This is a genomic window from Streptomyces sp. NPDC029466 (genome assembly GCF_055574515.1).
The window spans coordinates 23553-46920 of record NZ_JBVHZH010000016.1 but is presented as its reverse complement, the minus strand read 5'-3'; the positions used below and the strand labels follow the sequence as shown (position 1 = coordinate 46920).

Genomic DNA, 23368 nt, shown 5'->3' with positions numbered 1-23368 from the left:
GGGTGGCGCGGGTGATGCGGGTGCGGGAGGGGGAAGGTGCGGGCGGCACCACGGGCGTAGCGGGCGTCAGAGCCGGGGGACGAACTGCTCCGCGGCGGCCAGATAGCCGGCGAGCAGGGCGTGGGCGACGTCCCGCACCCGCTCGTCGGGCGGCAGGAACGTCGGGGAGTGCAGCTGCTCGGTGCCGCCGTGCGTTCCCACGAACAGCATCAGCGCGGGCATCCGCGCGGAGAAGTACGCGAAGTCGTCCGCGCCCGCGGACCGCAGGTCGGTGGCGACCTTCAGCCCGAGGGAGGCGAGCAGCGGCTGGGTCGCGGCGGTCAGGGTCGCGTCGTTGTCGAGCACCGGCTCACCCCGGGTGATCCGGACGTCCGCGGTGCACCCGTACGCCTGGGCCACCGACTCGGCGGTCTCCACCAGCCGTTGATGGAGGAACTCGCGGTCGGCCGTCCGCATCGCGCGCAGGGTGCCGCGCGCCTCCGCGGAGCCGGGGACGACATTCGCCGCGGTTCCGGCGGCGAGCGTGGTGACGCTCAGCACCACGGAGGACATCGGGTCGGTTTCGCGGCTCACCAGGCTCTGGAGCGCGACCACGACATGGGCGAGGGTGACGACCGGGTCGCGGGTGAGGTGCGGGTAGGCCGCGTGGCCGCCGCGGCCCCGGACGGTCACGGTGAATTCGTCCGCCGAGGCGTTGACGCCACCCGGGGTGCAGGCGACGGTGCCCGCTTCGAGCAGCGGCTGGACATGCGCCCCGACGGCCGCCCGGCACTGCTCCCGGTCGAGGATCCCGTCCTCGGTGACGTCCTGCGCGCCGGACGGATAGGTCTCCTCGCGGGGCTGCAACACGGCGAGCAGCGGGGCCGGTCCGCCGGCCCGGTCCACCGCCCGCGCGAGGGCGACCAGCGCGGCCAGGTGCACATCATGACCGCAGGCATGCATCACCCCCGGGTGCCGGGACGCCCAGGGCACCCCGGTCTCCTCGTGCACCGCCAGGGCGTCGAGTTCCCCGCGCACGGCGATGGCCGGACCGCCGCCGCCCACCCGGACCACGGCTCCGGTGCCGGCGACTTCCGTAGCGGAGTGCCGGCCGGGCAGCGCGGCGAGCACCAGCTCGCGGGTGGCGGCCTCGTCGCCGGACAGCGCGGGCCGGGCATGGAGCTGATGGCGCAGCTCGACGGCGCCGGCCAGCTCCCGTTCGAGCTGCGCCGCGAGCGCGGTGAGGGTGGCCTCGCTGCTCATGCGCCGCCCTCCAGACCGTAGACTCGGCGGGCGTTGTCGTGTCCGATCATGCGGGCCACCCGGACCGCCTCATCGAGGTCCCATTCGCCGCTGCCGACCCATGGCGCCATCGCCCGCAGCATGCCGCGCCGCCACAACAGCGCGCCCAGATGGTGCAGTTCGGGCGGTCCCCAGGCATCGCTGGAGAAGAGGATCTTGGCGAACGGAGCCAGCTCCAGGGATTCGGCGACCACGGCGTCGGAGCGCACCCCCGTGTAGTTCACCCCGAGTCCGACATCGAAGAAGACGTGCGGGAAGACCTGCGCCAGATAGCCGGCGTTGCGGTGGAAGGGGTAGCAGTGCAGCAGCAACAGGTCGACGCCGTGCGGCTGCACGCTCCTGATGAACCGGGTGAGCAGCAGCGGGTCGCAGCGGTGCAGCTCCACGTCCGGATCGCCGTATCCGGCGTGCAGTTGGATGGGCAGCCCCCGGTCGACGCCGGACCACAGCACGAAGCGCAGCAGCACCGGGTCGCTGACCCGTACGGTTCCGGTGCGCTCGCACTCGGCCAGCCATCTTCCGGCCGCGGCGGTGACCTCGTCGTCCCCCGGCCGCCCGGGGGCGAAGTCGAAGCCGAACCGGTAGGCGACGATGCTCTTGAGGCCGACCGCGTCCACGGTCCGTGCGGCGAGGGTCTCGCGGAACCGCTCGGCCAGGCCGGCCGCGTCCACACCGCTGCGGGCCACGTCCTCCAGCACCGACTCCAGCCGTACGATCTCGTCGACGGGGCGTCCGGAGGCCCGGGCCATCTCGCCGGTGCCGAGGATCTCCGCGCCGCCGTACCCGGTCTCCAGCAGGTAGTGGTCGATGCCCGAGGCCGCGAGCAGTCTGCGGGTGACCTCGGCCGCGCCCAGTTCGCGGCGCCGGGCGAGATAGGTCTCCGGCGTGGCGTGCGCGGGGAGGCCGAGGACCGGGGCGCACCAGCGGCGCACCGCGAACCCGATCTGCGAGTCGAACTGGGTCATCCACGGCGGGACCGGACGGTCGGACTCGGTGAGCATCAGCTCCAGTCCGGCGCGGTCGACGTCGTCGCGGAGCGCGCCGTGGACATGGTGGTCCACGAGGGGCAGTTCCGCGAGCGCCGCCGCCAGGGCGTCAGTGGACATCGGCAACCTTCCGGATACGTGCGGCGTCGTCCAGCCCGGCCAGCTGCGTGAGCTCGGACCGCTTGACCGACAGATGGGTGGCGAGCAGCCGCGGGTCGAACCAGGACCGCACGACCTCGTCCGATTCGAGTGCGTGCAGGGCCTCTTCGAGGGTGGCGGGGAGGGCGGGGACCCCGTCGAGCACCGCGGCGTCGGTGTCCTCCGGCCACACCGTGGGCTCGTCGTAGTCGCGCACCAGACCTTCCAGCCCGGCGCGGAGCAGGACCCCCAGGGCGAGCCAGGGGTTGGCGGTGGCGTCGGCCGCGCGGTACTCCAGGTTGAACTGGGCGGCGGGATCGGACCCGGCGAGCTGGGTCGTGGGACAGATCCGCAGCAGCGACTCACGGTTGTGCTCGGCCAGGAAGATCCCGCCGGCGCTCCAGCGGTGCGGGGTGAGCCGGAGGAAGGAGACCGGGCTGGGCGCGGTCCAGGCGGTCAGCGCCGGGGTGTGGCGCAGGATGCCGGCGGAGAACCGGGCGCCGAGCGCCGAGAGGCGGCCCGGCCGCGCGGCGTCGAAGAGGACCGGACTGCCCTCGGCGTCCCGCAGACTCAGATGGAGGTGGACCCCGTTGCCCACCCCGTCGGGCGCGAGGAGGGGCGCGAAGCTCACTGGCAGGCCACGACGGCGGGCGAGGTCGCGCACCAGCTCCTTGAGGAGGACGGCGCGGTCGGCGGCGGCCATCGCGGTACCGGGGCGCAGGGTGATCTCGAACTGCCCGTCCCCGTACTCCGGGAGCCAGTTCTCCGGCTGGAGCCCGGCCTGCTCCAGGAGCCGTACGAGATCCGAGCCGAAGGGCTCCGCCTGGCGGAAGCGCTGGAGCGAGAACGGCGGGCTGGTCGGCAGTCCGCCGAGCACGAATTCGTGCTCGATCGCGGCGACCACCTCCAGCCCGGTGCGCTCCCGCAACTCCTCGACCGCGTCGCGGAGGAAGGTGCGCGGACAGCAGGGCCAGGGTTCCCCGTCGGGCAGGGTCTGGTCGGCGAGGTAGAGCCGGAGCGCGGGAGCGTCCCCGTCCGCCGGGATGTCGACGCCGGTGGCCGGGTCCGGGATCAGCCGCAGGTCGCCGCGCGAACCGAAGACGTTGTCCGGCGCGATCGGGCCGAATGAGGAGATCGCGAGATCGGCCGGGACCCAACCGGTGCCGGAGCGCAGCGCGGAAGCCTGGTCCGCGGCGGGCACGGCACGCCCCCGCACCTGCCCGGCCAGATCGCAGGTGGCGACGAAGACGGTGGCGGCGTCGGTCATCGGGGGGTCCTCGGGGGCGGCGCGGAGGGTCGGGGAGGGGCCGGGGACGGTGCCGGGACCGAGGAGTCCCGGCCCCGTCCCCTTCGTGTGCACCAGCGTCATGAGGGGACCTTTCGGTTCGGGTCGGGCAGCTGTGCGTCGGCGACCAGCGCACCGGCCAGCCGGGCGCCGATGCGCCGGGTGAGGGAGGGGGCGAACAGGACGACCGCGACACCGGCCAGGCACCAGGCTGCGGCGATCCAGGGGAAGTAGGTGTAGGGCGCGCGCTGGCCGGTCGACTGCTGGAGGAAGACGAAGCCCAGATAGCCCAGCCCGGCGACCGGCACCACCAGCTCCCAGCGGGGGATGCGGCCCCGGCCGGAGAGCGTGAAGACGATCACCCCGACCCCGGCGACCGCGTACACCACCAGGACGCACAGCACACCGAGGGTGGCGAACCAGTAGTACGTGTCGAAGGCGCCGGCCCCGGTCCCGTACATCACGGCGGCCAGCGCCGCCGCGACGGCGCCGCACACCCGCAACGCGGTGGTCGGGGCGCCGGTGACGGGGTGCGTACGGGCGAGGGCACGCGGCCCGAAGCCGTCCCGGGCCAGCGCCTGGACCATACGGGCGGCCGCCGCCGAGGACGACAGCGCCGCGGCGAAGGCGGAGGCGACCGCGGTGAAGGCGATGACGAGCGCGAACCAGGTGCCGATGTACTGCCCGGAGAGCGACGACAGCGCCGACTCCGCCGCGCCGAACGCCCGCACCCCCTGGGCGTCGGTGCCGAAGCCGATCGTCTGGGCGAACATCATCAGGACGTAGAGACCGCCGGTCAGCAGCACACTGCCGGCCAGTGCGCGGGGGATGTTGCGCTTGGGGTCGTCGGTCTCCTCACCCAGCGACGCGCACGCCTCGAACCCGGCCCAGGACAGGAAGGCGAAGACGGTGGCCGTCATGACCGCGCCGTACGTGGTGCCGCCGGCGGTGAACACCGAGAGATCGAGGCTCTGGTGCCGGGGCGCCGAGCCCGTGGCGGCCCGCCCCATGATGACGGCGGCGAGCACCAGCATGGCGAGGATGCCGACGCCCTCCACGATCAGCAGGGTGCGGGCGGTGGTGCGACCGTCCCGGGAGTTGAGCGCGGTGACCCCGACGGCCGCGAGGAGCGCGACGGCCACCCAGGGCCCGGCGGAGCGGATGCCCATCGCGTGCAGGAATGCCTGGGCGAAGACACCGGTCGCGGCGAGGGTGCAGACGAGGAAGGCGAGATAGGTGCCCAGCAGGGCGAAGCCGCCGAAGAATCCGGCGCGCGGGCCGATGGTGGCCCCGGCCAGGGCATAGACGGAACCGGCCTGGTGGAAGTGCTGGGTCAGCCGCCAGAAGCCATAGGCGACCAGGCCGACACCGAGCAGGCCGAGCAGGAAGACGAGGGGAACGGCCTTGCCGACCGTGGCAGCCACTCCGGCCCCGTTGAGGCCCATGGCGAGCGTGGGTCCCATGAGACCGACGGAGAGGGTCAGCGCTTCCCACAAGCGCAGCTTGCGTGTTCGAGGGGGATTCGACACAGGGCGCTCCGAGGAGGAGACGGGGCTGCGTCCGCAGCAGCCCGAGTCCCGTCATGAAACATACGTTCCACGTAGCGCGTCAATAGGGCAGCGTTGAAATATTCATTTCATGGCTGTCATTCCATGGTCCGGTCGCCCGACGCCTCCTCCGCGGCCCTCATCCGCTCCTCCGCCGCCGTCCCCAGGCGTACATGCACCGCGGCCACCAGCGTCTCCACCACGGCCATCGGCGCCACGATGCTGTCGAACGGACTGGGCGCCTCGACCCGCACCGGCAGCACCACATCCGCGAACTCGGCCACGGGGGACAGCCACGGATCGGTGAACAGCACCACCCGCGCGCCGCGCTCGTGCGCGAAGCGGGCGAGCTCCACCGTGTCGCGCTGATAGCGCCGGAAGTCGAAGACCACACACACCTCCCGCCGCCCGAGATCCACCCGGAAGCCGCCGTCCTGGCCTGGGGCCGGTATGTGCACCTGGGTGCCCGGCCGCAGGAGGCGCAGATGCAGATCCAGGTACTCGGCCAGCAGACGGGAGAACCGCCCGCCGAAGCTCACGATCCGCTTCGCCGGGTCACAGATCAGCTCGACCGCCCGGTCGAACTCCTGCTCCGGCAGCGCGGCGAAGGTGTGGCTCAATGCCGCCCGGCCGACCTCCTCCGCCGCCTCGATCAGGTCCGAGGTCGGCGAGCTCTCGCTGACCACCGGCCGCAGGGTCAGCGGTGAGGCACGGCGCGCCTGCACCTCGTCCCGCAGCGACTGCTGGAACTGCCGGTAGCCGTCGAAGCCGAGCCGGGCGACGAAGCGGACGACGGTCGGCGGGCTCACCCCCGCCCGTCCGGCCAGCCCGGACGTCGACTCCAGGCCCGCCGCGGGGTAGTGCGCCATCAGCGCCCGGGCGATCTTGAGCTCCGCGGGCGACAGGGAGCCCTGGACCCGCCGCAGCCGCTCGGCCACCGTCGTCCCCAACTCCTGGCCCGCGCCCGCGTCCCCGCGCGCGGCCGACGGCTCGCCGTGCTCTCCTGGCCGACCATCCATCCGACTGCCTCTCCACTTGGTGATCACATGACACCACACCGGGCCGGGCCACCCGCGGCGCCGCGGGGCGGCGGCGGAAACACGGCTGTGCCGCGGTTCCGGAAGGGAACCGCGGCACAGCGGGGACGCGCGCCGGGCCGGCTCAGACCAGCAGCTCGTACGCGGGCAGCGTCAGGAACTCCGCGTAGTCCGCGTCCAGCGCGACCTTCAGCAGCAGGTCATGGGCCTGCTGCCACTTGCCCGAGGTGAAGGCTTCCTCGCCGACCTCGGCGCGGATGGCGGCCAGTTGCTCCGCGGCGATCGTGCGCACCAGATCCGCCGTGGCCTTCTCGCCGTTCTCGAAGACGACCCCGGCGTCGACCCACTGCCAGATCTGGGAGCGGGAGATCTCGGCGGTCGCGGCGTCCTCCATGAGGCCGAAGATGGCGACGGCACCCAGGCCGCGCAGCCAGGCCTCGATGTAACGGGTGCCGACCTGGACGGCGTCGATCAGGCCCTGGTAGGTGGGCTTGGCGTCGAGGGAGTCGATGGCGATGAGGTCGGCGGCCGAGACCGAGACGTCCTCACGCAGGCGGTCCTTCTGGTTGGGCCGGTCGCCGAGCACCGCGTCGAAGGAGGCACGGGCGACCGGGACCAGGTCGGGGTGGGCGACCCAGGAGCCGTCGAAGCCGTCGCCGGCCTCCCGGTCCTTGTCGTTCCTGACCTTGGCGAGGGCCTTCTCGTTGGCCTCCGGGTCGCGGCGGTTGGGGATGAAGGCCGCCATACCGCCGATGGCGTGCGCCCCGCGCTTGTGGCAGGTGCGGACGAGGAGTTCGGTGTAGGCGCGCATGAACGGCGCCGTCATCGTGACCGCGTTGCGGTCCGGGAGGACGAACTTGGCGCCGCCGTCACGGAAGTTCTTGACGATGGAGAAGAGGTAGTCCCAGCGGCCCGCGTTCAGGCCCGAGGCGTGGTCGCGCAGCTCGTAGAGGATCTCCTCCATCTCGTACGCGGCCGTGATGGTCTCGATCAGGACGGTGGCGCGCACCGTGCCCTGGGGGATGCCGACATAGTCCTGGGCGAAGACGAAGATCTCGTTCCAGAGGCGGGCCTCCAGGTACGACTCGGTCTTCGGCAGGTAGAAGTACGGGCCCTTGCCGAGGTCCAGCAGCCGCTTGGCGTTGTGGAAGAAGTACAGCCCGAAGTCCACCAGGGCGCCGGGCACCGGCCGCCCCTCGAACTGGAGGTGACGCTCGTCGAGGTGCCAGCCGCGCGGCCGCATCACGACGGTGGCGAGCTCCTCGGCGGGCTTGAGGGCGTACGACTTGCCGGACGCGGCGTCGGTGAAGTCGATGCAGCGCTCGTAGGCGTCGATGAGGTTGACCTGGCCGCCGATGACGTTTTCCCAGGTCGGCGCGGAGGCGTCCTCGAAGTCGGCGAGCCAGACCTTGGCGCCCGAGTTGAGCGCATTGATGGTCATCTTGCGGTCGGTGGGGCCGGTGATCTCCACCCGGCGGTCATTGAGCGCGGCCGGGGCCTCGGCGACCTTCCAGCTGTCGTCGGCGCGGATGGCCGCGGTCTCCGGGAGGAAGTCCAGCGAGCTGGTCCGGGCGATCTCGGCGCGGCGCTCGGCGCGGCGGGCCAGCAGCTCATCGCGGCGCGGGGTGAACCGGCGGTGAAGCTCGGCGACGAAGGTGAGCGCGGCCTCGGTGAGGACCTCTCCCTGGCGTTCGGGGGTGTGCGCGGGATCGACTTCGACGATGGCCAGCGGGGACGGCGCTGGTGCGGACATGAGCTGTCACTCCATTCAGCGGCGGTGCCCGGCGGCCGCCGGAACGCCGGGCGGCACGGGGTGCCGCGGGCTCCCGGATACGGTCGCGGGCGCCGACTGGGTTCAGGGCGCTTCTGACCAGTGGAGACTAGTTTCCTTATCGCGGAACTTCAATGGTTTGTTGATGTCGAGATTCTCAGGCTCGACAGAAGTAGTGATCGAATGGCTCTCGGTGCCACACCGGTCACTCTCCATTACTCCCGCCCTCGGCTCGCCGCGTGCCCGCCGACGCCCGCTCTCACTCCAGACGGTGAAGATCCTCCGGCGTGTCGATGTCGTACGGCTCCGCGATATCGGAGCACTCGACGAGGGTGAGCGCGTCCGCATGCCGCTGGAGATAGGCACGCGCGCCGCGGTCGCCCTCCGCGGTCGCCGCGATGTCCGCCCAGCGGTCGGCGCCGAAGAGCACCGGGTGCCCCCGACGGCCGCCGTACGCCGCGGAGACGAGCGAGCCGCGCCCGCCGTACGCCGCCACCACCCGCGCCACCGCCGCGGCGCCGATGCCCGGCTGGTCCACCAGGGACACCACCACCGCATCCGCCCCGGATTCCGCCAGCGCGGCCAGTCCCACCCGCAGCGAAGTGCCCATCCCCCGGGCCCAGTCCGGGTTCTCCGAGAGGCCGTACGCCGCGAGCTCGGCCCGTTCACGCACGGAAGCGGCGGCCGCCCCCAGCACGATGTGCACCGGGTGGCAGCCGCCGTCCCGCAGGGCCCGTGCGGCGTGCTCGACCAGTGGCCGTCCCCGGTGGTCGAGCAGCGCCTTGGGCCGTCCCCCCAGCCGCCGTCCGCCGCCCGCGGCGAGCAGCAAACCGGCCACCCTCCCCTCGGGCCGCCCGGCGCTCCGCGTCCCCTCAGGGGCGTGGGGCCGGGTCCGGTGCGGCTGCTCTCGCGGGTCTTTCGGTGCTGTCGGTGCCATGGGGACTGCTTACCCCATGGCACCTCGCTCCGCGGCCCGTTGGGGTGCGGCCGACCGGGTCAGGCCGCGTCACCGGCGGCCCGTGGCCGGGGGATGTGTGGTCGGAGCCGGTCGCGCAGATGGTGCGTCCGTTCCTCCGCTTGCCGGCGTTCGGCGACATAGCGGTCTATGTGCTCCATCGTGATTTCCGAGGCGTCCGACAGGCCGTACGCGCGGCAGATGAGTTGGACGACGCTGACACGACGGGGATTCGAGCCGGTGTCGGGGCCGGAGTGGGGCTCCATGGCAATCTCCGATCCAGTGATATGCCGGATATTTCCTTGAAAGGGAGAATGCTCCATCGTGCCGCGCCATACGCATCGGATGGTGCGTGCCCACACCAAAGGGGGTCCTGGGGAACGTATGTGCCGACGCATCATCAGGCCAATTTCGGGCAACGCGCGCCAGGGCCGTTTCCGGGTCGCCTCGGCCGTCAAAACCCTTCGCGAAACCGGCCCTTCGGACAAGGCGCCCGTGCGCCGACCGGCGATGTGAGGATGCGGCGCCTGGCCGGATAGGGTTCTTCCCCGTTGCGAATGTTGTGGTCGTCGTGCCGAAGTGGCGGGCGTTTTTCTGAGCCGGGGGACGGTAGTAGTGGTGAACAGTTCAGGCGTGTCCGGAATCTTTCAGCCGCTGGAAGGTGACGATCCACGAGCGATCGCGGGCTATCGCCTCTCGGCACGGCTCGGCTCCGGCGGTATGGGCAAGGTCTATCTCTCCTACACGCCCGGCGGGCGGCCGGTGGCCATCAAGGTGATCCGCCCCGAGTTCAGCGAGGACGCGGAGTTCCGCCGCCGCTTCAAGCAGGAGGTGCAGTCCGCGCAGCGCGTCCAGGGCCTGTACACCGCGCCGGTCATCGACAGCGACGCCGGAGGCCGCAGCCCCTGGCTCGCCACCGCGTACGTCCCCGGCCCCTCGCTCGCCGCGGCGGTCGCCGAGCACGGCAAGCTGCCGGTGCCGACCGTACTGCTGCTGGTCGCCGGGATCGCCGAGGCCCTTCAGGTCATCCACGGCGCGGGCATCGTGCACCGCGATCTGAAGCCGTCCAATGTGCTGCTGGCCGCCGACGGGCCGCGCGTCATCGACTTCGGTATCGCCCGCGCCGCCGACGCCACGTCCCTGACCAGCAGCGGCGTCACCGTCGGTACCCCCACCTTCATGGCGCCCGAGCAGGCCGCGGGCAGCACCGTCAGCCCCGCCACCGATGTCTTCGCGCTCGGCCAGGTCGCCGCCTACGCGGCCATCGGCACCCCCGCGTTCGGCGAGGGCACCTCGCACGGAGTGCTCTACCGCATCGTCCACGAAGAGCCGGATCTGGCCGGACTCCCCGACGAACTGCGGGAGTTGGTGACCCGCTGTCTGTCCAAGGAGGCATCGGACCGGCCGTCCGTCGCCGAGGTGATCGAGCTGTGCGGCGCGGCCTCCGGGCAGACGCAGCTGCGCCGCCCCGAGGAATGGCTGCCCACCGCCGTCGCCGCCGACATCACCACCCGTGCCGCCGCGCCCGCACCCGCACAGACGCCGCCGCCCCCGCTGGAGGCGCCCACCGCGGGTGCCCCGGCCCAGCCGCCCGCCCAGCCGCCGGCCCCGCCCGCCCAGTCGCCGGTTCCGCCGGCCCAGCCGCCGACCCGGCCCGCGGCGCCGGTCGCGCCGGTGCCGACCGCCCTGAACCACCCGCAGACCCCGCCGCCCGGGTTCGGCCCGGCGGCCTACGCACCGACCGCCGCCGGGGCCGATGCGCCGACGGCCATGAGTCCGACGGCCATGAATCCGACGTCCACCGGCCCCACCGCCACCGGCCCGGCGATGACCGTCCCGACCGCCGCCGTGCCGGCCGCCCAGCCGCCGAAGAAGAAGCGCAAGGGGCTGATCGCGGCCCTGGTGGTGGTCTGTCTGCTGGCGTTCGCGGGCGCCGGCGGCGCCGCCGTCTACACGGTCATGAAGGCCGACGGCCAGAAGAAGGGCAACCAGGCCGCCGGCGACAGCAAGACGGCGAACAAGGGCTCCTCGCCGACGCCCGCCGAGGACCCGACCACGGGCCCCGGTGACGGCGAGGACGACGCCCCGGCGCAGGACCCGGCCCCGGTCGACTACAAGACCATCAACCTGCCCGACGACTACCACATTTCACTGGCCGACGAGCCGGTCCATCCGAGCGACTCCGACAACGACACGGACATCGACTTCTCGTACACGGACAACACCTACACCGACGACGAGGTCGACACCGAGACCGGCAAGCTGGTGCTGCTCAACGCCGGCCAGGAGGGCACCCTCGCCACCTGCCGTAACGAGACCCGGTTCACCGACAGCATCCTGACCAAGAGGCTCTCCAAGGGCGCCCAGATGTGCCTCACCACCAAGTACGGCCATGTCGCACTGATCACCTTCAAGGGCTACGCCCCGAAGTCGGACCCCAGCAGCTACATGACCATCGACGTCCGCGTCTGGCGCAACGCGGTGGAGCCCGAGCAGGACTCCTGAGGGAGAGGGCGGGGCCGAGGGCGGGGTGAGGGAGGGGCGCGCCCCCACCCCGTCAGGGGTGGGCACCCTCGTCACTACACCCGCCCACCCCCCGAAGGGGGGTGGGCGGCGGGGAAAAAATACGGACGCGTCACGCCAAGGTCGGGCCAAGACCCCGTCAGCCCCTGCCCCCGCCCCAGTCCCCACCCACCGGATTCCCCAGTGATCCAGTCGATTTCGCTCTCCGTATGGCGCGATCAGCGCAGAGTGGCGTTAACTGTCCGGCATCGCGGAACGGGCAACGGCTTTGGAGGACGCCGTCGTTGTGGAACAGCTTCAGAAGGACCGACGAGTGACCGGGGTCGAGGGCGACCCACGGGTCCAGGAACTGCGCGGGGCAGTGGCCCGGCTGCGTCGCCAACTGGCCGTACTTCCGGGGGAGTTACCGGATCGGGTGGCCGCCGATGATGAGCTGGCCGCCTTGGACGCGATGGTGAGTCACGGGTTGCCCGAGGTGCCCCGGCTGCGCCGTTCGCTGCTGCTGATCGCCGGGGCCGTCGGGTCCGTGAGTGCGCTGTCGCCCGCGCTGGCAGAGGTGCGCGAGGGCATCGACCGCTTCGGCGAGCTGCCGCGCGCCCGGTGACCACCACCGCGCAGCCCGGTCCGCGGTCCGGCGCGCCGGCGTGCTGCACGGGCTTGCGGACGGGGAGTGCGCGCCGCGGCAGCCGTGCGCGGACCGGCGCCGTACGCCACCTGCCGGCCCTGCCGGCCCGCGAGGGATGTGCCGGGTACCGCTACGCCGGCGTCTGATTCGCGAGCGCCACCGACAGTTGTGCCGCGACATCCTGAAGCACCGGCACGATCTTGTCCGTCGACGCCTCGGTCACCCGGCCGGTCGGACCGGAGATGGAGATCGCCGCCGAGGTGGGGGAGTTGGGTACCGGCACCGCCAGGCAGCGGACGCCGATCTCCTGCTCGTTGTCGTCGACCGCGTAGCCGAGGCGGCGGACGTCGGCGAGCGCTTCGAGGAAGCGGTCCGGGTCGGTGATCGTCTTGTCGGTCGCGGCGGGCATGCCCGTACGGGCGAGCAGTGCGCGGACCTCCTCCGCGGGGTGGTGGGCGAGCAGCGCCTTGCCGACGCCGGTGGAGTGCGGCAGTACCCGGCGGCCGACCTCGGTGAACATCCGTACCGCGTGCCGGGACGGCACCTGGGCGACATAGACGATCTCGTCGCCGTCGAGCAGCGCCATATTCGCGGTCTCGCCGGTCTCCTCGACCAGACGGGCCAGGAACGGCCGGGCCCAGGTGCCCAGCAGCCGTGAGGCGCTCTCGCCGAGCCGGATCAGCCGGGGGCCCAGTGCGTAGCGGCGGTTGGGCTGCTGGCGGACGTAGCCGCAGGCGACGAGCGTGCGCATCAGGCGGTGGATGGTGGGGAGCGGCAGCCCGCTGCTGGTGGAGAGCTCGCTCAGGCCGACCTCGCCGCCGGCGTCGGCCATCCGCTCCAGCAGGTCGAAGGCGCGCTCGAGGGACTGGACGCCGCCGCTGGCGCCTGGCTTGGCTTCGGCGGCGGAGGGGCTGGCGCTGGACGGCGGCACGGAGCGTTCCTTTCGGGCGGGTCAGACCGGTCTCGGCTGGGGCGTGCGGGCGCCGGGCCCGACCGGAGCAGCCTACCGGTCCCCTTACGTTGACACATGGACTCTCGCACACCCGTTCCCGCCGGTCAGGCCCGCTTTGTCCTGCGGAGGCCACCGGCGACCACAGACCTAGCCCCGATCCCTTGACGGTGCCAGTGGCCATAGCTACGTTCTGCTGCGCGAAACATACTGTCCATTCTGTGGAATCCTCCAAATCGCTGGAGCGTCATGCGCATTCTCGTCATGAACCCGAACACCACGGCTTCCATGACCGCTTCGATCCGCGCCACCGCCACCACAGCCGCCGCCCCGGGCACCGAGATCATCGCCACCGAACCCCTCTGGGGGCCGGAGTCCATCGAGGGCCACTTCGAGGGCTATCTCAGTGCCGCGGCCGTCCTGGACCGGCTCGCCACCCTCGACCTGTCCTTCGACGCGCTGGTCATGGCCGGTTTCGGCGAACCGGGCCGGGAGGGCGCCCAGGAACTGCTGGACGTACCCGTCCTGGACATCACCGAGAGCGCCGCCCAGATGGCGATGATGCTCGGCCACGCCTACGGCATCGTCACCACCCTCGACCGTGCCGTACCGCAGATCCGGGACCGGCTGCTGACGGCGGGACTGCTCCAGCGCTGTGCCGCCGTGCGGGGCACCGGGCTCGGCGTCCTGGAGCTGGAGGAGGACGCGGAGCGCACCGTCGAGGTGATCATCGAGACCGCCCGGGAGGCCGTCCGGGACGGCGCCGAGGTGATCTGTCTGGGCTGCGGCGGGATGGCCGGGCTCCAGGAGAGGGTCGCCGCGGCGCTGGGCGTGCCGGTGGTGGACGGCGTCGCCGCGGCCGTGAAGTTCGCGGAGGCGGTCGTCGGGCTCGGGCTGGCCACCAGTACGGGACGCAGTTTCGCGCCGCCCCGCCCGAAAGTCATCGGCTCCTGGCCGCTGAGCGCCCATCTGACCCCGGGGCGCGCTCAGGGCTCCCCACGGCACACTGAATTTTCGGCACAGACATCAGGCATCTGACAACTGACCCCCTAAGCTCCACCCAACCCGCCTGGGAGGACACGTGACCACACCCCCGAAGCCCCCGCAGCCGGACCCGCGCCTCTTCAACGAGGACCTCGCCCCGGCCCCCGAGCGCAAATGGGGCACGTACAGCATCTTCGCGCTGTGGATGTCCGACACCCACGCGATCAGCAATTACGCCTTCGCCGCCAGCCTGTTCGTGCTGGGTCTGCCGGCCTGGGAGGTGTTCGTCGCGCTGCTGGCCGGCATCTCGATCGTCTACTGGCTGATGAACCGCATGGGCCACGCCGGACACCGCACCGGCGTGCCCTATCCGGTGCTCGCCCGGGCGAGCTGGGGCGTCTACGGCGCCAATATCCCCGCGCTGCTGCGTGCGGTCATGGCCGTGGCCTGGTACGGCATCCAGACCTGGCTGGCCTCGACCGCCGTGGTCCTGCTGACCCTTCAGCTCGCGCCGGGCCTGGAGGTCTATCACCACAACTCCGTGCTGGGGCTGTCCACCCTGGGCTGGATCGCGTTCATGGTGATGTGGGGGCTGCAGGCCGTGCTGCTGACCCGCGGGATGGAGTTCATCCGCAAGGTGCAGGACTTCGCGACCGGCCCGGTGGTCTGGCTCGTGGTGCTCGCGCTCGCGGTGTATCTGGTCGTCAAGGCCGGCGGGGACATCTCGCTGACCCGCAGCCTCACCGGGCTCAGTGGCTCCGCGCAGCTCGAACAGAGCCTCATCGCGGTCAGTCTGACCGTCGCCACCTTTCTGACCCTGGTCCTCAATTACGCGGACTTCGCCCGCTTCACGCCCGACCACCGCTCCTACCGGCGCGGCAATCTGATCGGGCTGCCGGTGAACTTCACCGCCTTCGCGGTGGTCGCCGTGCTGGTCACCGCGGGCACGATCTCGGTCTTCGGGGAGGCGATCTACGACCCGGTGAAGGTGATCCAGAAGATCGACAGCCCGGTGGTCACCGTCATCGGCGCGCTGGCCTTCATCGTCGCCACCATCGGCATCAATGTCGTCGCCAACTTCGTCTCGCCCGCCTATGACTTCGCCAATCTCGCGCCGAAGTATCTGAACTTCCGGCGCGGCGGCATGATCACCGCGGTGCTGGCCGTCGTCGTCATGCCCTGGAAGCTGTACTCCTCGGCGCTGGTGATCCAGTACTTCCTGGGGGCGCTGGGCGCCTTCCTCGGGCCGTTGGTGGCGATTCTGCTCGTCGACTACTACCTGCTGCGCCGGGGCCGTATCGATGTCGATGCACTGTTCTCGGCCGATGCCCGAGGGGCGTACTTCTACCGCCGGGGCTACAACCCGAGGGCCGTGGCGGCCTTCCTGCCGGCCGCCACGGTCTCCGCCGCGCTCGCCCTGGTCCCGGCCTTCGACGTGGTCGCGCCGTTCTCCTGGGTCTTCGGAATGGGGCTCGCCGGTGGGCTCTACGCCCTGCTCCCGGGCCGTGACCGGGCGGCCGTGAGCGCCGGCCCGATCCCGGACGAGATCATCCCGTCGCAGGTCAGCGCGGCTGTGGTGGGGGCGTCGGCGACGCCCGAGGGGGCCGGGCCGGTCATCGTGCCGGTGCCGGCCGAGGGGTCTTGACGGGCCGGGGTCCGGAGTGAAGACTCGTTCAACAGATTGTTGAATCGGTGGGGCATTCGGGCGTGCAGAGCACGTTCCGGAGGGCACGGCCACTCCGTCGGCCGTGCACCCCACCCGCCCGCACGCCACGATGAGAACAGCTACGAGGAGGGGACCGGGTGTCCGAAACAGAGCTGGTGCTGCGCTCCCGGCGCGTCGTCACCCCAGAGGGCACGCGCGCCGCGTCCGTCGTCGTCAAGGACGGCAGGATCGACGCGGTGCTGCCGTATGACGACCGGGCTCCGGCCGGGGCGCGGATCGAGGACTTCGGTGACGACGTCCTGCTGCCCGGCCTCGTCGACACCCACGTCCACGTCAACGACCCCGGCCGCACCGAGTGGGAGGGCTTCTGGACCGCTACCCGCGCGGCCGCGGCCGGCGGTATCACCACCCTCGTGGACATGCCGCTCAACAGCCTCCCGCCCACCACCACGGCCGCCCACCTCGACACCAAGCGCGCGGTCGCCCGCAGCAAGGCGCATATCGACGTCGGCTTCTGGGGCGGCGCGATCCCCGGCAACGTCAAGGACCTGCGCCCGCTGCACGACGCCGGGGTCTTCGGCTTCAAATGCTTTCTGTCGCCCTCCGGCGTGGACGAGTTCCCCGAGGTCGACCAGCAGCAACTGGCCGCCGCCCTCGGCGAGATCGCGGGCTTCGACGGCCTGCTGATCGTGCACGCCGAGGACCCGGGCCACCTGGACGCCGCCCCCGAACCACACGGCCCCAAGTACGCCGACTTCCTCGCCTCCCGCCCGCGGATCTCCGAGAACGACGCCATCGCCGGACTGATCGTGCTCGCCCAGCGGCTCGACGCACGGGTCCATGTCCTGCATCTGTCCTCCAGCGACGCGCTGCCGCTGATCGCCGCCGCCAAGCGCGAGGGCGTCCGGATCACCGTCGAGTCCTGCCCGCACTTCCTGACCCTGACCGCCGAGGAAATCCCGGACGGCGCAACGGAGTTCAAGTGCTGCCCGCCGATCCGCGAGGCCGCCAACCAGGACGCCCTGTGGGAGGGCCTGGCCGACGGCACCATCGACTGCATCGTCTCCGACCACTCACCGTCCACCGCCGACCTCAAGACCGCCGATTTCGGCGCGGCCTGGGGCGGCATCTCCTCCCTCCAGCTCGGGCTGCCCGCCATCTGGACCGAGGCCCGCGAGCGCGGCCACACCCTCGACGACGTGGTGCGCTGGATGGCCACCGCACCGGCGGCGCTGGTCGGCCTCGACCGGAAGGGCGCCATCGAGCCCGGCCGGGACGCGGACTTCACGGTCCTCGCCCCCGAGGAGACCTTCACCGTCGACCCGCAGGCCCTCCAGCACCGCAACAAGATCACCGCCTACGCCGGAAAGACCCTGTACGGCGTCGTACGGTCCACCTGGCTGCGCGGCCGCCGGATCAACGACGGCACCACGCTCGCCGACCCCACCGGCGAGCTGCTCGAACGGCCGCATCGCCCATGACCGGCACCGGCCGCCGTTTCACCCATCTGCGCCTCAACCAGCATCCCGACGGCGGGGTCGCCCGCCTCCGGGTCCACGGCGAGGTCGTTCCGGACCCTGGCTGGCTCGCCGCACTGGGCACCTTCGATGTCGCCGCGCTGGAGAACGGCGGCCGGGTCGAGGACGCCTCGGACCGCTTCTACTCCTCACCCACCCACACCATCCAGCCGGGCCGCTCCCGCAAGATGGACGACGGCTGGGAGACCCGGCGCCGCCGCGGCACCGGCAACGACTGGGTCCGCTACCGGCTCACCGAGCGGTCCGTGATCCGCGCGGTGGAGATCGACACCGGCTTCCTCAAGGGCAACTCGGCCGGCTGGGCGGCCCTGTCCGGCCGCGACGGCGAAAGCGGCGACCGGGTCGAACTGCTGCCCCGCACCCGCCTGCAACCCGATACCGTGCACCGCTTCCTGCCGCCCGGCACCCCGCCCGTCACCCACGTCCGGATCGCCATCTTCCCCGACGGAGGCATAGCCCGGCTGCGGCTGCACGGCTCCCTCACCGCGGACGGCATGCGCCGTCTGGTCGCGCGCCACGACGAGCTGAGCGGCTGACCGGACCGGGCCGGGGCCCGGTCGGTTCACTCCGCGACGGAGTGCCAGAACATGAGCTCGTACGCCTGGAGGAGACGGCCGTAGCGATGTGCGGTGGCCGGCTGTGCCTGGCCGGTGTCGAGGCCGTGCTGGACCGCTGCGCGCGCCTTCTCCTCGACGGCCGGGGCCGGCTCGGCGAAGAGGCCGAAGAAGCCACGGGCCGCCTCGGGGAAGCCGTAGTGGTCCCGCATCGCCGCCGCCACGATCGCGCAATAGCCGCCCCAGGCAGCGAAGTTGGCGGTCAGTGCGATCGCCACATCGGCCGGTTCGCCGCCCAGCGCGAGCCGTGCCGCGTAGGACGGATAGGCCTGGCAGCCGGGCCGCGGCTGGTAGTCCGCGATCTCCCGCTCGGTCAGCCCACAGGCGTCCGCCAGCCCGGCCAGCTGCTTCAGCGCCCGCGCCTCGCCCTGGGCGAGCAGATCGAAGAAGTCGGCGACGGGCGGGTCACCGTCCGCCCGCCGCGCCAGATGCTGGAAGCTGAGCCGGTCAGCGGCGATCACCTGGTGCTGTTCGAGGGCGAAGGTGGCGAACACGGAGCGCGGTGCCGCACCCGCCTCGATCTGCGAGACCAGCCGGTTGGCGGCGGAGTCCGGGGCGAGCGCGCGGACCGCGTCGTCCAGCACGACGGCCGCGGTCGGACGAGGGGCATCGGGAGCGGTTCGGGCCATGAGTCGGTCTCCTCCGGGGCGAGGGCGGTGGCCAGCACCTCAGATTAGGGTGCGGGACATCTGCCGCGGGGGAGATGACGCGACGCCGACGGGCGAACCGCCGGCGGTCGCGGAAGGGGAACGCGGCACACCGTCGGGCGTGCCGCGTCCGCCGTGCACCGGGCGGTACGGGGCGCACCACGCGGCCCGTACCCCTCAGTCCTCCCTCAGTGCACCACCACCTCATTGACCTCGGGCGCCGCGGTCCCATCCCGCCACACCAACCGGACACCCTCGACCGCGCCGTCACCGACCGTCAGCCGCGTATAGGCGCCGGACAGCGTGCCGAGGGGGCGCCAGGCGCCGCCCGTACGGGCCTCGACCCTCGCTGCCCCGGTTGGCGCGCCCTGCGGCCGCAGCACGACCACGGACCGCGCCGTACGGGGCGCGTCCGGCGTGAACTCCAGGTTCTCGCCGGGCTGCGCCGCCCGCGCCGCGCGATAGGTGGTCGCCGGATCGCCGTCCGCCGCCGACCGCAGCGCGCTGCCCTCCGCCGCGGGCGGGCCACCGGCCACCGTGCCCGCGTCGGCCCCGGCCACCGCGAACTCCCGCACCACCAGCCAGTTGTCCTGCGCCTGGGTGGCCCGGGCGCGGACGTACCGGGCCCGGACACCGGCTGGCGGCTCGACACGCACCTCGGCCTTCCCGTCGAACGCGGCCAGCCGCTGCCAGTTCTTCCGGTCCGACGAGTACTCCAGGACGCCGTGCCGCAGATAGTCGTCCGGGCTGCCGCTCTTGCCCATCGCCAGGGTGACCGTGCCCAGTGGACGCTCGGCGTGCAGATCCAGCGCCACGAAGGAACCGTCCTTGGGCCCCGCGCCGCTCCAGAAGTACGTGGCGTCATCGCCGTCGGTCATACGGGAGACCGCGTTGTCCTGGTAGACGGAGAGATCCGTCGAGCCCTGGGGGCGGCCGGTGACGCCCAGCGCCCGGTCGTGGGCGGCCACCGCGTCCTCGACGAAGGTGTCCAGCACCCCGTCCGCCACCAGCACCGGAATCCGCAGCCCGGCCATGTCCACGTACACGAACGACCTGGCGGTCCGCACCAACTCCGGGATCTGCTGCCGTAGTTGCCAGGCCCGCGCGCCCTCGTCCGCCTTGGTCGCCTCGATCAGCCGCAGCGCCGTACGGGCCGCGACGCCCCAGGCCCGGGTCGCGTCCAGCCACGGTGCGCTGTCCTGTACGAAGCCCCGGTCGGCGAGCCGGTCCCGCAGCACCGCCGGCGCCTCCTGAAGGTTTTGCAGCACCGCATCGAGCCGCCGCGCCTCACCGTCCTTGCCGAACTGCTCGATGGCGGCGGCCAGTTCGGGTGCCTGCCGCGGATTGAGCGACGAGGCGTAATGCGCGTCCGCGAAGGCCCGCAGCGCCCGTGCCGTACGGGCGTCACCGCCGGCCAGCTCCTCGATCGCCCCGCCCCAGGACGTCCGGGCGTCATACGCCGTGTCGTTCCACGCGTAGTCCGCCACCGTGTACAGCGCGAGCTTGGACGCCGCGGGCTGGATCATCGGGTTCGCGGTGATCCCCGCCAGCTGCGCCGGCAGCCCCTTCTCCCGGCCGTTGAACGGCCCGAGCAGCAGCCGGTTGGTCACATAGTCGTTGACCGGGTAGTTGTCCCAGGTCAGGATCGGGTGCCCGAAGACCTCCCGGGCCTGCCGGGCCTGGGCGACGGTCATCGTCGGCGCGATCACCCCCACCCCGTCCACTCGACCAGCACATCCTTGTCCAGCTGGGTGGCCAGCGCCTTCTTGTACGGCGACGGCTTTACGTCGTAGTACTCGGTCGGCACCATCTGGAGCGGCTCGGCGCCCGGATGCCGGGCGATGAACTCCTGGTTGACGCGGTTGAGCAGATGCGCCTGCGCGGCTCCGGCCGCCCCGCCGCCGGTCCCGAACCGGTCCTTGTCCGCCGCGCAGTTCCAGTCCGTGTAACTGATGTCGTCCAGCGGCACCGCGAAGGTCCGCACCCCGATGTCCCACAACGTCTCGAACTTGGCGGTCAGCGCCCGGAGATCGGCATTGGAGCTGTAGCAGACGGACAGCCCAGGGGAGAGCGCATAGGTGAACTCCACATGCCGCGCCCGCGCCCGGTCCACCAGCTCCTCGATCTGCGCCAACTGGTCCGCGGGGTACGGATCCCGCCACTTCTCGCGCAGATAGGCATCGTCCTTCGGCGAGTACACATAGAGGTTCATCTTGTGCGCACCGTAGAAGTCGAGCTGGTCGAGCCGGGCCCGGTGCGACCACGGGGTGCCGTAGAAGCCCTCGATGACGCCGCGCAGCGGGGTGGCCGGCCAGTCCCGTACGACGGTGCCCGACACCCGGGCCCCTGGCCGCTCCGCGTGCGGCAGCAGTTGCCGCAGGGACTGCGCCGCGTAGTAGGTCCCGGCGCCGTCCTTGCCCGCCAGCGCGATCCGCCCCGCGCCGACGGCGAGCGCATACCCCTCGGCGGGGAGCCCGTCGGCGCCCTTCGCGCCCAGCTCCGCCAGCGCCCGCGCCGCGGCCGCACCGTCCACATACACCGACAACTGACGTCCGCCGGGCGCCCGTTCGGCCCGCACGACCTGCTGCGCACCGGCGTCCTTCAGCGACTTCTCGACGACGGCCAGTGCCGCCGCATCGGTGCGCGGCCCGGCGACGACGGTCACGGACGGGGTGATGGCGACCCGGTCGGACCGGCTCCGGACGGACCGGGGCGTGGGCGAGATGGTCCGGGACACGGCGGCTCCGGGGTGGTTCCCGGCGCCGGCCCGCCCCGCCTTCCCGCCGGAGCCCGGCGGCCCCGCCATGCCCGTCAGGGGGATCAGGGCCAGGGCCATGGCCAGCGCGGTGGCCGCCGCGGTGCGCGTACGGTGCATCCTTCGGTCCTCCTCGGTGCGGCGAGGTTCAGGGACGGGAGTCGTGCGACCTCTTCGCGCCAGCAGGCTTCACCTGGCCACCCCACCGGGGCAATGGACTTTCGGACAGAAGGGATGGACGTTGCCACCGCCCGCGGAGCGCCCCCTACCGGTTTTGCGCGGCGATCACCACAAGGCTCATCATCGCCAACAGCACATGCGTCGCGATGACATAGATGAACACCCGCACATACAGCCCGCGCGGTGGCTTGTTCTCGACGTACTTCCGGTCGCGCCCGGCCTCGGCGAGCGCTTCCGACGACGGGGGAGTGGCAGGAACGGTCTGATCGGGCACCACGGTGGGTCCTTCCCTCAAAAACGGTGCCTGGGGCTCACAGCCCGCGGCGCCTGGTGTCGTCGCCGAGGCACAGCTCGGCGGCCCCGCTCTGGAGGAGCGTGTGGACGAACAGCAGCTCCGCCCCGCCCGGGGAGGCGGCGGAGATCTGGTGCGGCGTCAGCGAGTCGAAGTGCGCCGCGTCCCCCGGATCCAGCACATGCACGGCCGCACCGAGCGTCAGCCGCAGCCGCCCCTTGAGGACGTACAGCCACTCCTCGCCCGGATGGACCCGCACCAGGTCGCCCTGCGCCCGCTGCGGCACCAGCACCCGCAGCGCCTGCATCGCCCGCCCGGCACCGCCCGCGGTCCAGTACGTCCAGCCGCCGGCCTCCGACGGCTCCGCCCGCCCGGCCCGCACGATGGGGTCCCGCTCCGGAGCGGTCTCGCCGAGCAGGTCGGATACCGTGGTGCCATAGGTACGGGCCAGCGCCAGCAGCATCGGCAGCGAAGGCTGGCGCTGATTGGTCTCCAGCCGCGACAGATGCGCAGGCGAGAGCCCCACCAGCCGGGCCGCGGTCTCCAGCGTGAGACCACTGCGTCGCCGCAGGTCACGCAGGCGCGGCGCAACGGTGGACAGCTCATCCGGCGAAGCGCCGGCGGGCTCGTCGGGGAGCTCGGTCATATCCCCGGTATAGCGACCTTTCACCTCTCGGGCAAAAGTTTTGCCTGACAGGCAAAAGAGTCCAGCGGTGCTTTTCGACATGCTCAGCGACGAGGGTGCGAGCGCACAGGCAGGAGATCAAGGGCAACCGTCGCCGCTACGACGCCACCCGCGCACCGCACACCCGGACTTGATCACTCGCGGCCCGGGATATGCGGAAATTTACGGGAGTTGGTGGGGCGGGGTTGTGAACTCCCGGAAAACTTCCGCCTGTTGGCATTGACAGGATCATGTCTACGCGCGTCATTCTGGAGGGCATGAGAATCCCCCCACGGATCACCAGGTTCGGCGCCGTCGGCGCCCTCGCTTCGGCCCTTCTCATTGGCGGGACCGCGGTCACCGCCACCCCCGCCGTCGCCACGACGCACGCGGCCACCTCGTACGCCACAACGGCGCACAGCGCGTCCGTGCACATCCAGGACGTCGGCAAGGTCTGCCACTCCAAGCTGCCTTCGCAGGCCCACGACACCCTCGACCTGATCGAGAAGGGTGGGCCATACCCGTATCCGCAGGACGGCACGGTCTTCGACAACCGGGAGGGCATCCTGCCGTCCCAGAGCACCGGCTACTACCACGAGTTCACCGTCGTCACTCCGGGCTCGCCCGACCGCGGTGCGCGGCGCATCGTGGCCGGCGAGAAGAAGAACGAGGACTACTACACCGCCGACCACTACAAGACGTTCGATCTCGTCGACCGCGGCTGCTGAGGCCGGCGGACCGGCGGGCCGAGCGGCCGGCCGGCTCACGACGACAGGGCAACAGAACACCAGGGGTGGCGGGCCGGCTGAGCCCGTGACCCGGAACCCGCGGCGGGGGGGGGGGGGGGGGGGGGGGGGGGGGGGGGGGGGGGGGGGGGGGGGGTCTTTTTTGTTTGGTTTGCCCTCTGCTTTGGGTTCTCTTCTCCTCCCCC

Annotated in this window: 18 protein-coding genes and 2 pseudogenes; 7 read left to right on the top strand and 13 right to left on the bottom strand. The window is 71.9% G+C overall.

Annotated features, from left to right (window positions below; translation table 11 throughout):
- Positions 1-66: 66 nt before the first annotated feature.
- From ACZ4XD_RS14745 to ACZ4XD_RS14710, 8 genes are all read right to left on the bottom strand, one after another.
- Positions 67-1242, bottom strand: coding sequence for a M20 metallopeptidase family protein (locus tag ACZ4XD_RS14745; protein ID WP_468042048.1), 1176 nt, complete (start codon positions 1240-1242; stop codon positions 67-69).
- Positions 1239-2387, bottom strand: a complete 1149-nt coding sequence (locus ACZ4XD_RS14740) for an amidohydrolase family protein (RefSeq protein ID WP_468042046.1) — start codon at positions 2385-2387, stop codon at positions 1239-1241. The genes ACZ4XD_RS14745 and ACZ4XD_RS14740 overlap by 4 nt, the downstream gene beginning before the upstream one ends.
- Positions 2377-3774: a glutamine synthetase family protein gene (locus ACZ4XD_RS14735; RefSeq protein WP_468042043.1), complete on the bottom strand. Its 1398-nt coding sequence runs from the start codon at positions 3772-3774 to the stop codon at positions 2377-2379. The genes ACZ4XD_RS14740 and ACZ4XD_RS14735 overlap by 11 nt, the downstream gene beginning before the upstream one ends.
- Positions 3771-5219 (bottom strand): APC family permease, encoded by a 1449-nt coding sequence (locus tag ACZ4XD_RS14730; protein ID WP_468042040.1) that lies wholly within the window; start codon positions 5217-5219, stop codon positions 3771-3773. Before ACZ4XD_RS14730 ends, ACZ4XD_RS14735 begins: the two co-directional genes overlap by 4 nt.
- A gap of 116 nt (positions 5220-5335) precedes the next feature.
- Complete coding sequence (locus ACZ4XD_RS14725; RefSeq protein WP_468042038.1) at positions 5336-6256, bottom strand: MurR/RpiR family transcriptional regulator; 921 nt, start codon at positions 6254-6256, stop codon at positions 5336-5338.
- Between the two features lie 142 nt (positions 6257-6398).
- Positions 6399-8027 carry a malate synthase A gene (aceB, locus tag ACZ4XD_RS14720; RefSeq protein WP_468042036.1) on the bottom strand — a complete coding sequence of 543 codons (1629 nt, stop codon included), beginning with the start codon at positions 8025-8027 and terminating at the stop codon, positions 6399-6401.
- A 277-nt stretch (positions 8028-8304) separates the two neighbouring features.
- Positions 8305-8883: a nucleotidyltransferase family protein gene (locus tag ACZ4XD_RS14715; protein ID WP_468042034.1), complete on the bottom strand. Its 579-nt coding sequence runs from the start codon at positions 8881-8883 to the stop codon at positions 8305-8307.
- 158 nt (positions 8884-9041) lie between these two features.
- The gene (locus ACZ4XD_RS14710) at positions 9042-9266 is read right to left on the bottom strand and encodes a hypothetical protein (protein WP_042159130.1); all 225 of its coding nucleotides are present in this window, start codon (positions 9264-9266) and stop codon (positions 9042-9044) included.
- 367 nt (positions 9267-9633) lie between these two features.
- Between ACZ4XD_RS14710 and ACZ4XD_RS14705 the strand changes: the two genes are divergently transcribed.
- On the top strand, positions 9634-11505 hold the full coding sequence (locus ACZ4XD_RS14705) for a serine/threonine protein kinase (protein ID WP_468042031.1): 1872 nt from the start codon (positions 9634-9636) through the stop codon (positions 11503-11505).
- A 331-nt stretch (positions 11506-11836) separates the two neighbouring features.
- Complete coding sequence (locus tag ACZ4XD_RS14700; protein ID WP_467157624.1) at positions 11837-12127, top strand: DUF5955 family protein; 291 nt, start codon at positions 11837-11839, stop codon at positions 12125-12127.
- Between the two features lie 151 nt (positions 12128-12278).
- Here ACZ4XD_RS14700 and ACZ4XD_RS14695 read toward each other — a convergent pair whose 3' ends face one another.
- On the bottom strand, positions 12279-13079 hold the full coding sequence (locus ACZ4XD_RS14695) for an IclR family transcriptional regulator (protein WP_388188774.1): 801 nt from the start codon (positions 13077-13079) through the stop codon (positions 12279-12281).
- 267 nt (positions 13080-13346) lie between these two features.
- Here ACZ4XD_RS14695 and ACZ4XD_RS14690 point away from each other — a divergent pair, with 267 nt between their 5' ends.
- The 4 genes and pseudogenes from ACZ4XD_RS14690 to ACZ4XD_RS14675 form a co-directional block, all read left to right on the top strand.
- Entirely contained in the window at positions 13347-14135 is a 789-nt protein-coding gene (locus ACZ4XD_RS14690; protein ID WP_468042028.1) for an aspartate/glutamate racemase family protein, read from the top strand.
- Positions 14136-14178: 43 nt separating this feature from the next.
- Positions 14179-15726: an NCS1 family nucleobase:cation symporter-1 gene (locus ACZ4XD_RS14685; protein WP_468042026.1), complete on the top strand. Its 1548-nt coding sequence runs from the start codon at positions 14179-14181 to the stop codon at positions 15724-15726.
- 158 nt (positions 15727-15884) lie between these two features.
- A complete protein-coding gene (allB, locus tag ACZ4XD_RS14680; protein WP_468042023.1) occupies positions 15885-17228 on the top strand; it encodes an allantoinase AllB in 1344 nt (447 codons plus the stop codon).
- Between the two features lie 11 nt (positions 17229-17239).
- Positions 17240-17821: pseudogene (locus ACZ4XD_RS14675) on the top strand (allantoicase); the annotation flags it as partial.
- 26 nt (positions 17822-17847) lie between these two features.
- Here the strand turns inward: ACZ4XD_RS14675 and ACZ4XD_RS14670 are convergent.
- The 4 genes and pseudogenes from ACZ4XD_RS14670 to ACZ4XD_RS14655 all read right to left on the bottom strand — a co-directional run bounded on the left by ACZ4XD_RS14670 (position 17848) and on the right by ACZ4XD_RS14655 (position 22419).
- On the bottom strand, positions 17848-18528 hold the full coding sequence (locus ACZ4XD_RS14670; RefSeq protein ID WP_468042020.1) for a thiaminase II/PqqC family protein: 681 nt from the start codon (positions 18526-18528) through the stop codon (positions 17848-17850).
- 206 nt (positions 18529-18734) lie between these two features.
- Positions 18735-21421: pseudogene (locus tag ACZ4XD_RS14665) on the bottom strand (beta-N-acetylglucosaminidase domain-containing protein).
- A gap of 145 nt (positions 21422-21566) precedes the next feature.
- Positions 21567-21755 carry a DUF6126 family protein gene (locus ACZ4XD_RS14660; protein ID WP_468042018.1) on the bottom strand — a complete coding sequence of 63 codons (189 nt, stop codon included), beginning with the start codon at positions 21753-21755 and terminating at the stop codon, positions 21567-21569.
- A 37-nt stretch (positions 21756-21792) separates the two neighbouring features.
- A complete protein-coding gene (locus ACZ4XD_RS14655) occupies positions 21793-22419 on the bottom strand; it encodes a helix-turn-helix domain-containing protein (protein ID WP_468042016.1) in 627 nt (208 codons plus the stop codon).
- 296 nt (positions 22420-22715) lie between these two features.
- Between ACZ4XD_RS14655 and ACZ4XD_RS14650 the strand changes: the two genes are divergently transcribed.
- A complete protein-coding gene (locus tag ACZ4XD_RS14650; RefSeq protein ID WP_468042013.1) occupies positions 22716-23165 on the top strand; it encodes a guanyl-specific ribonuclease in 450 nt (149 codons plus the stop codon).
- The last annotated feature ends 203 nt before the right edge of the window (positions 23166-23368 follow it).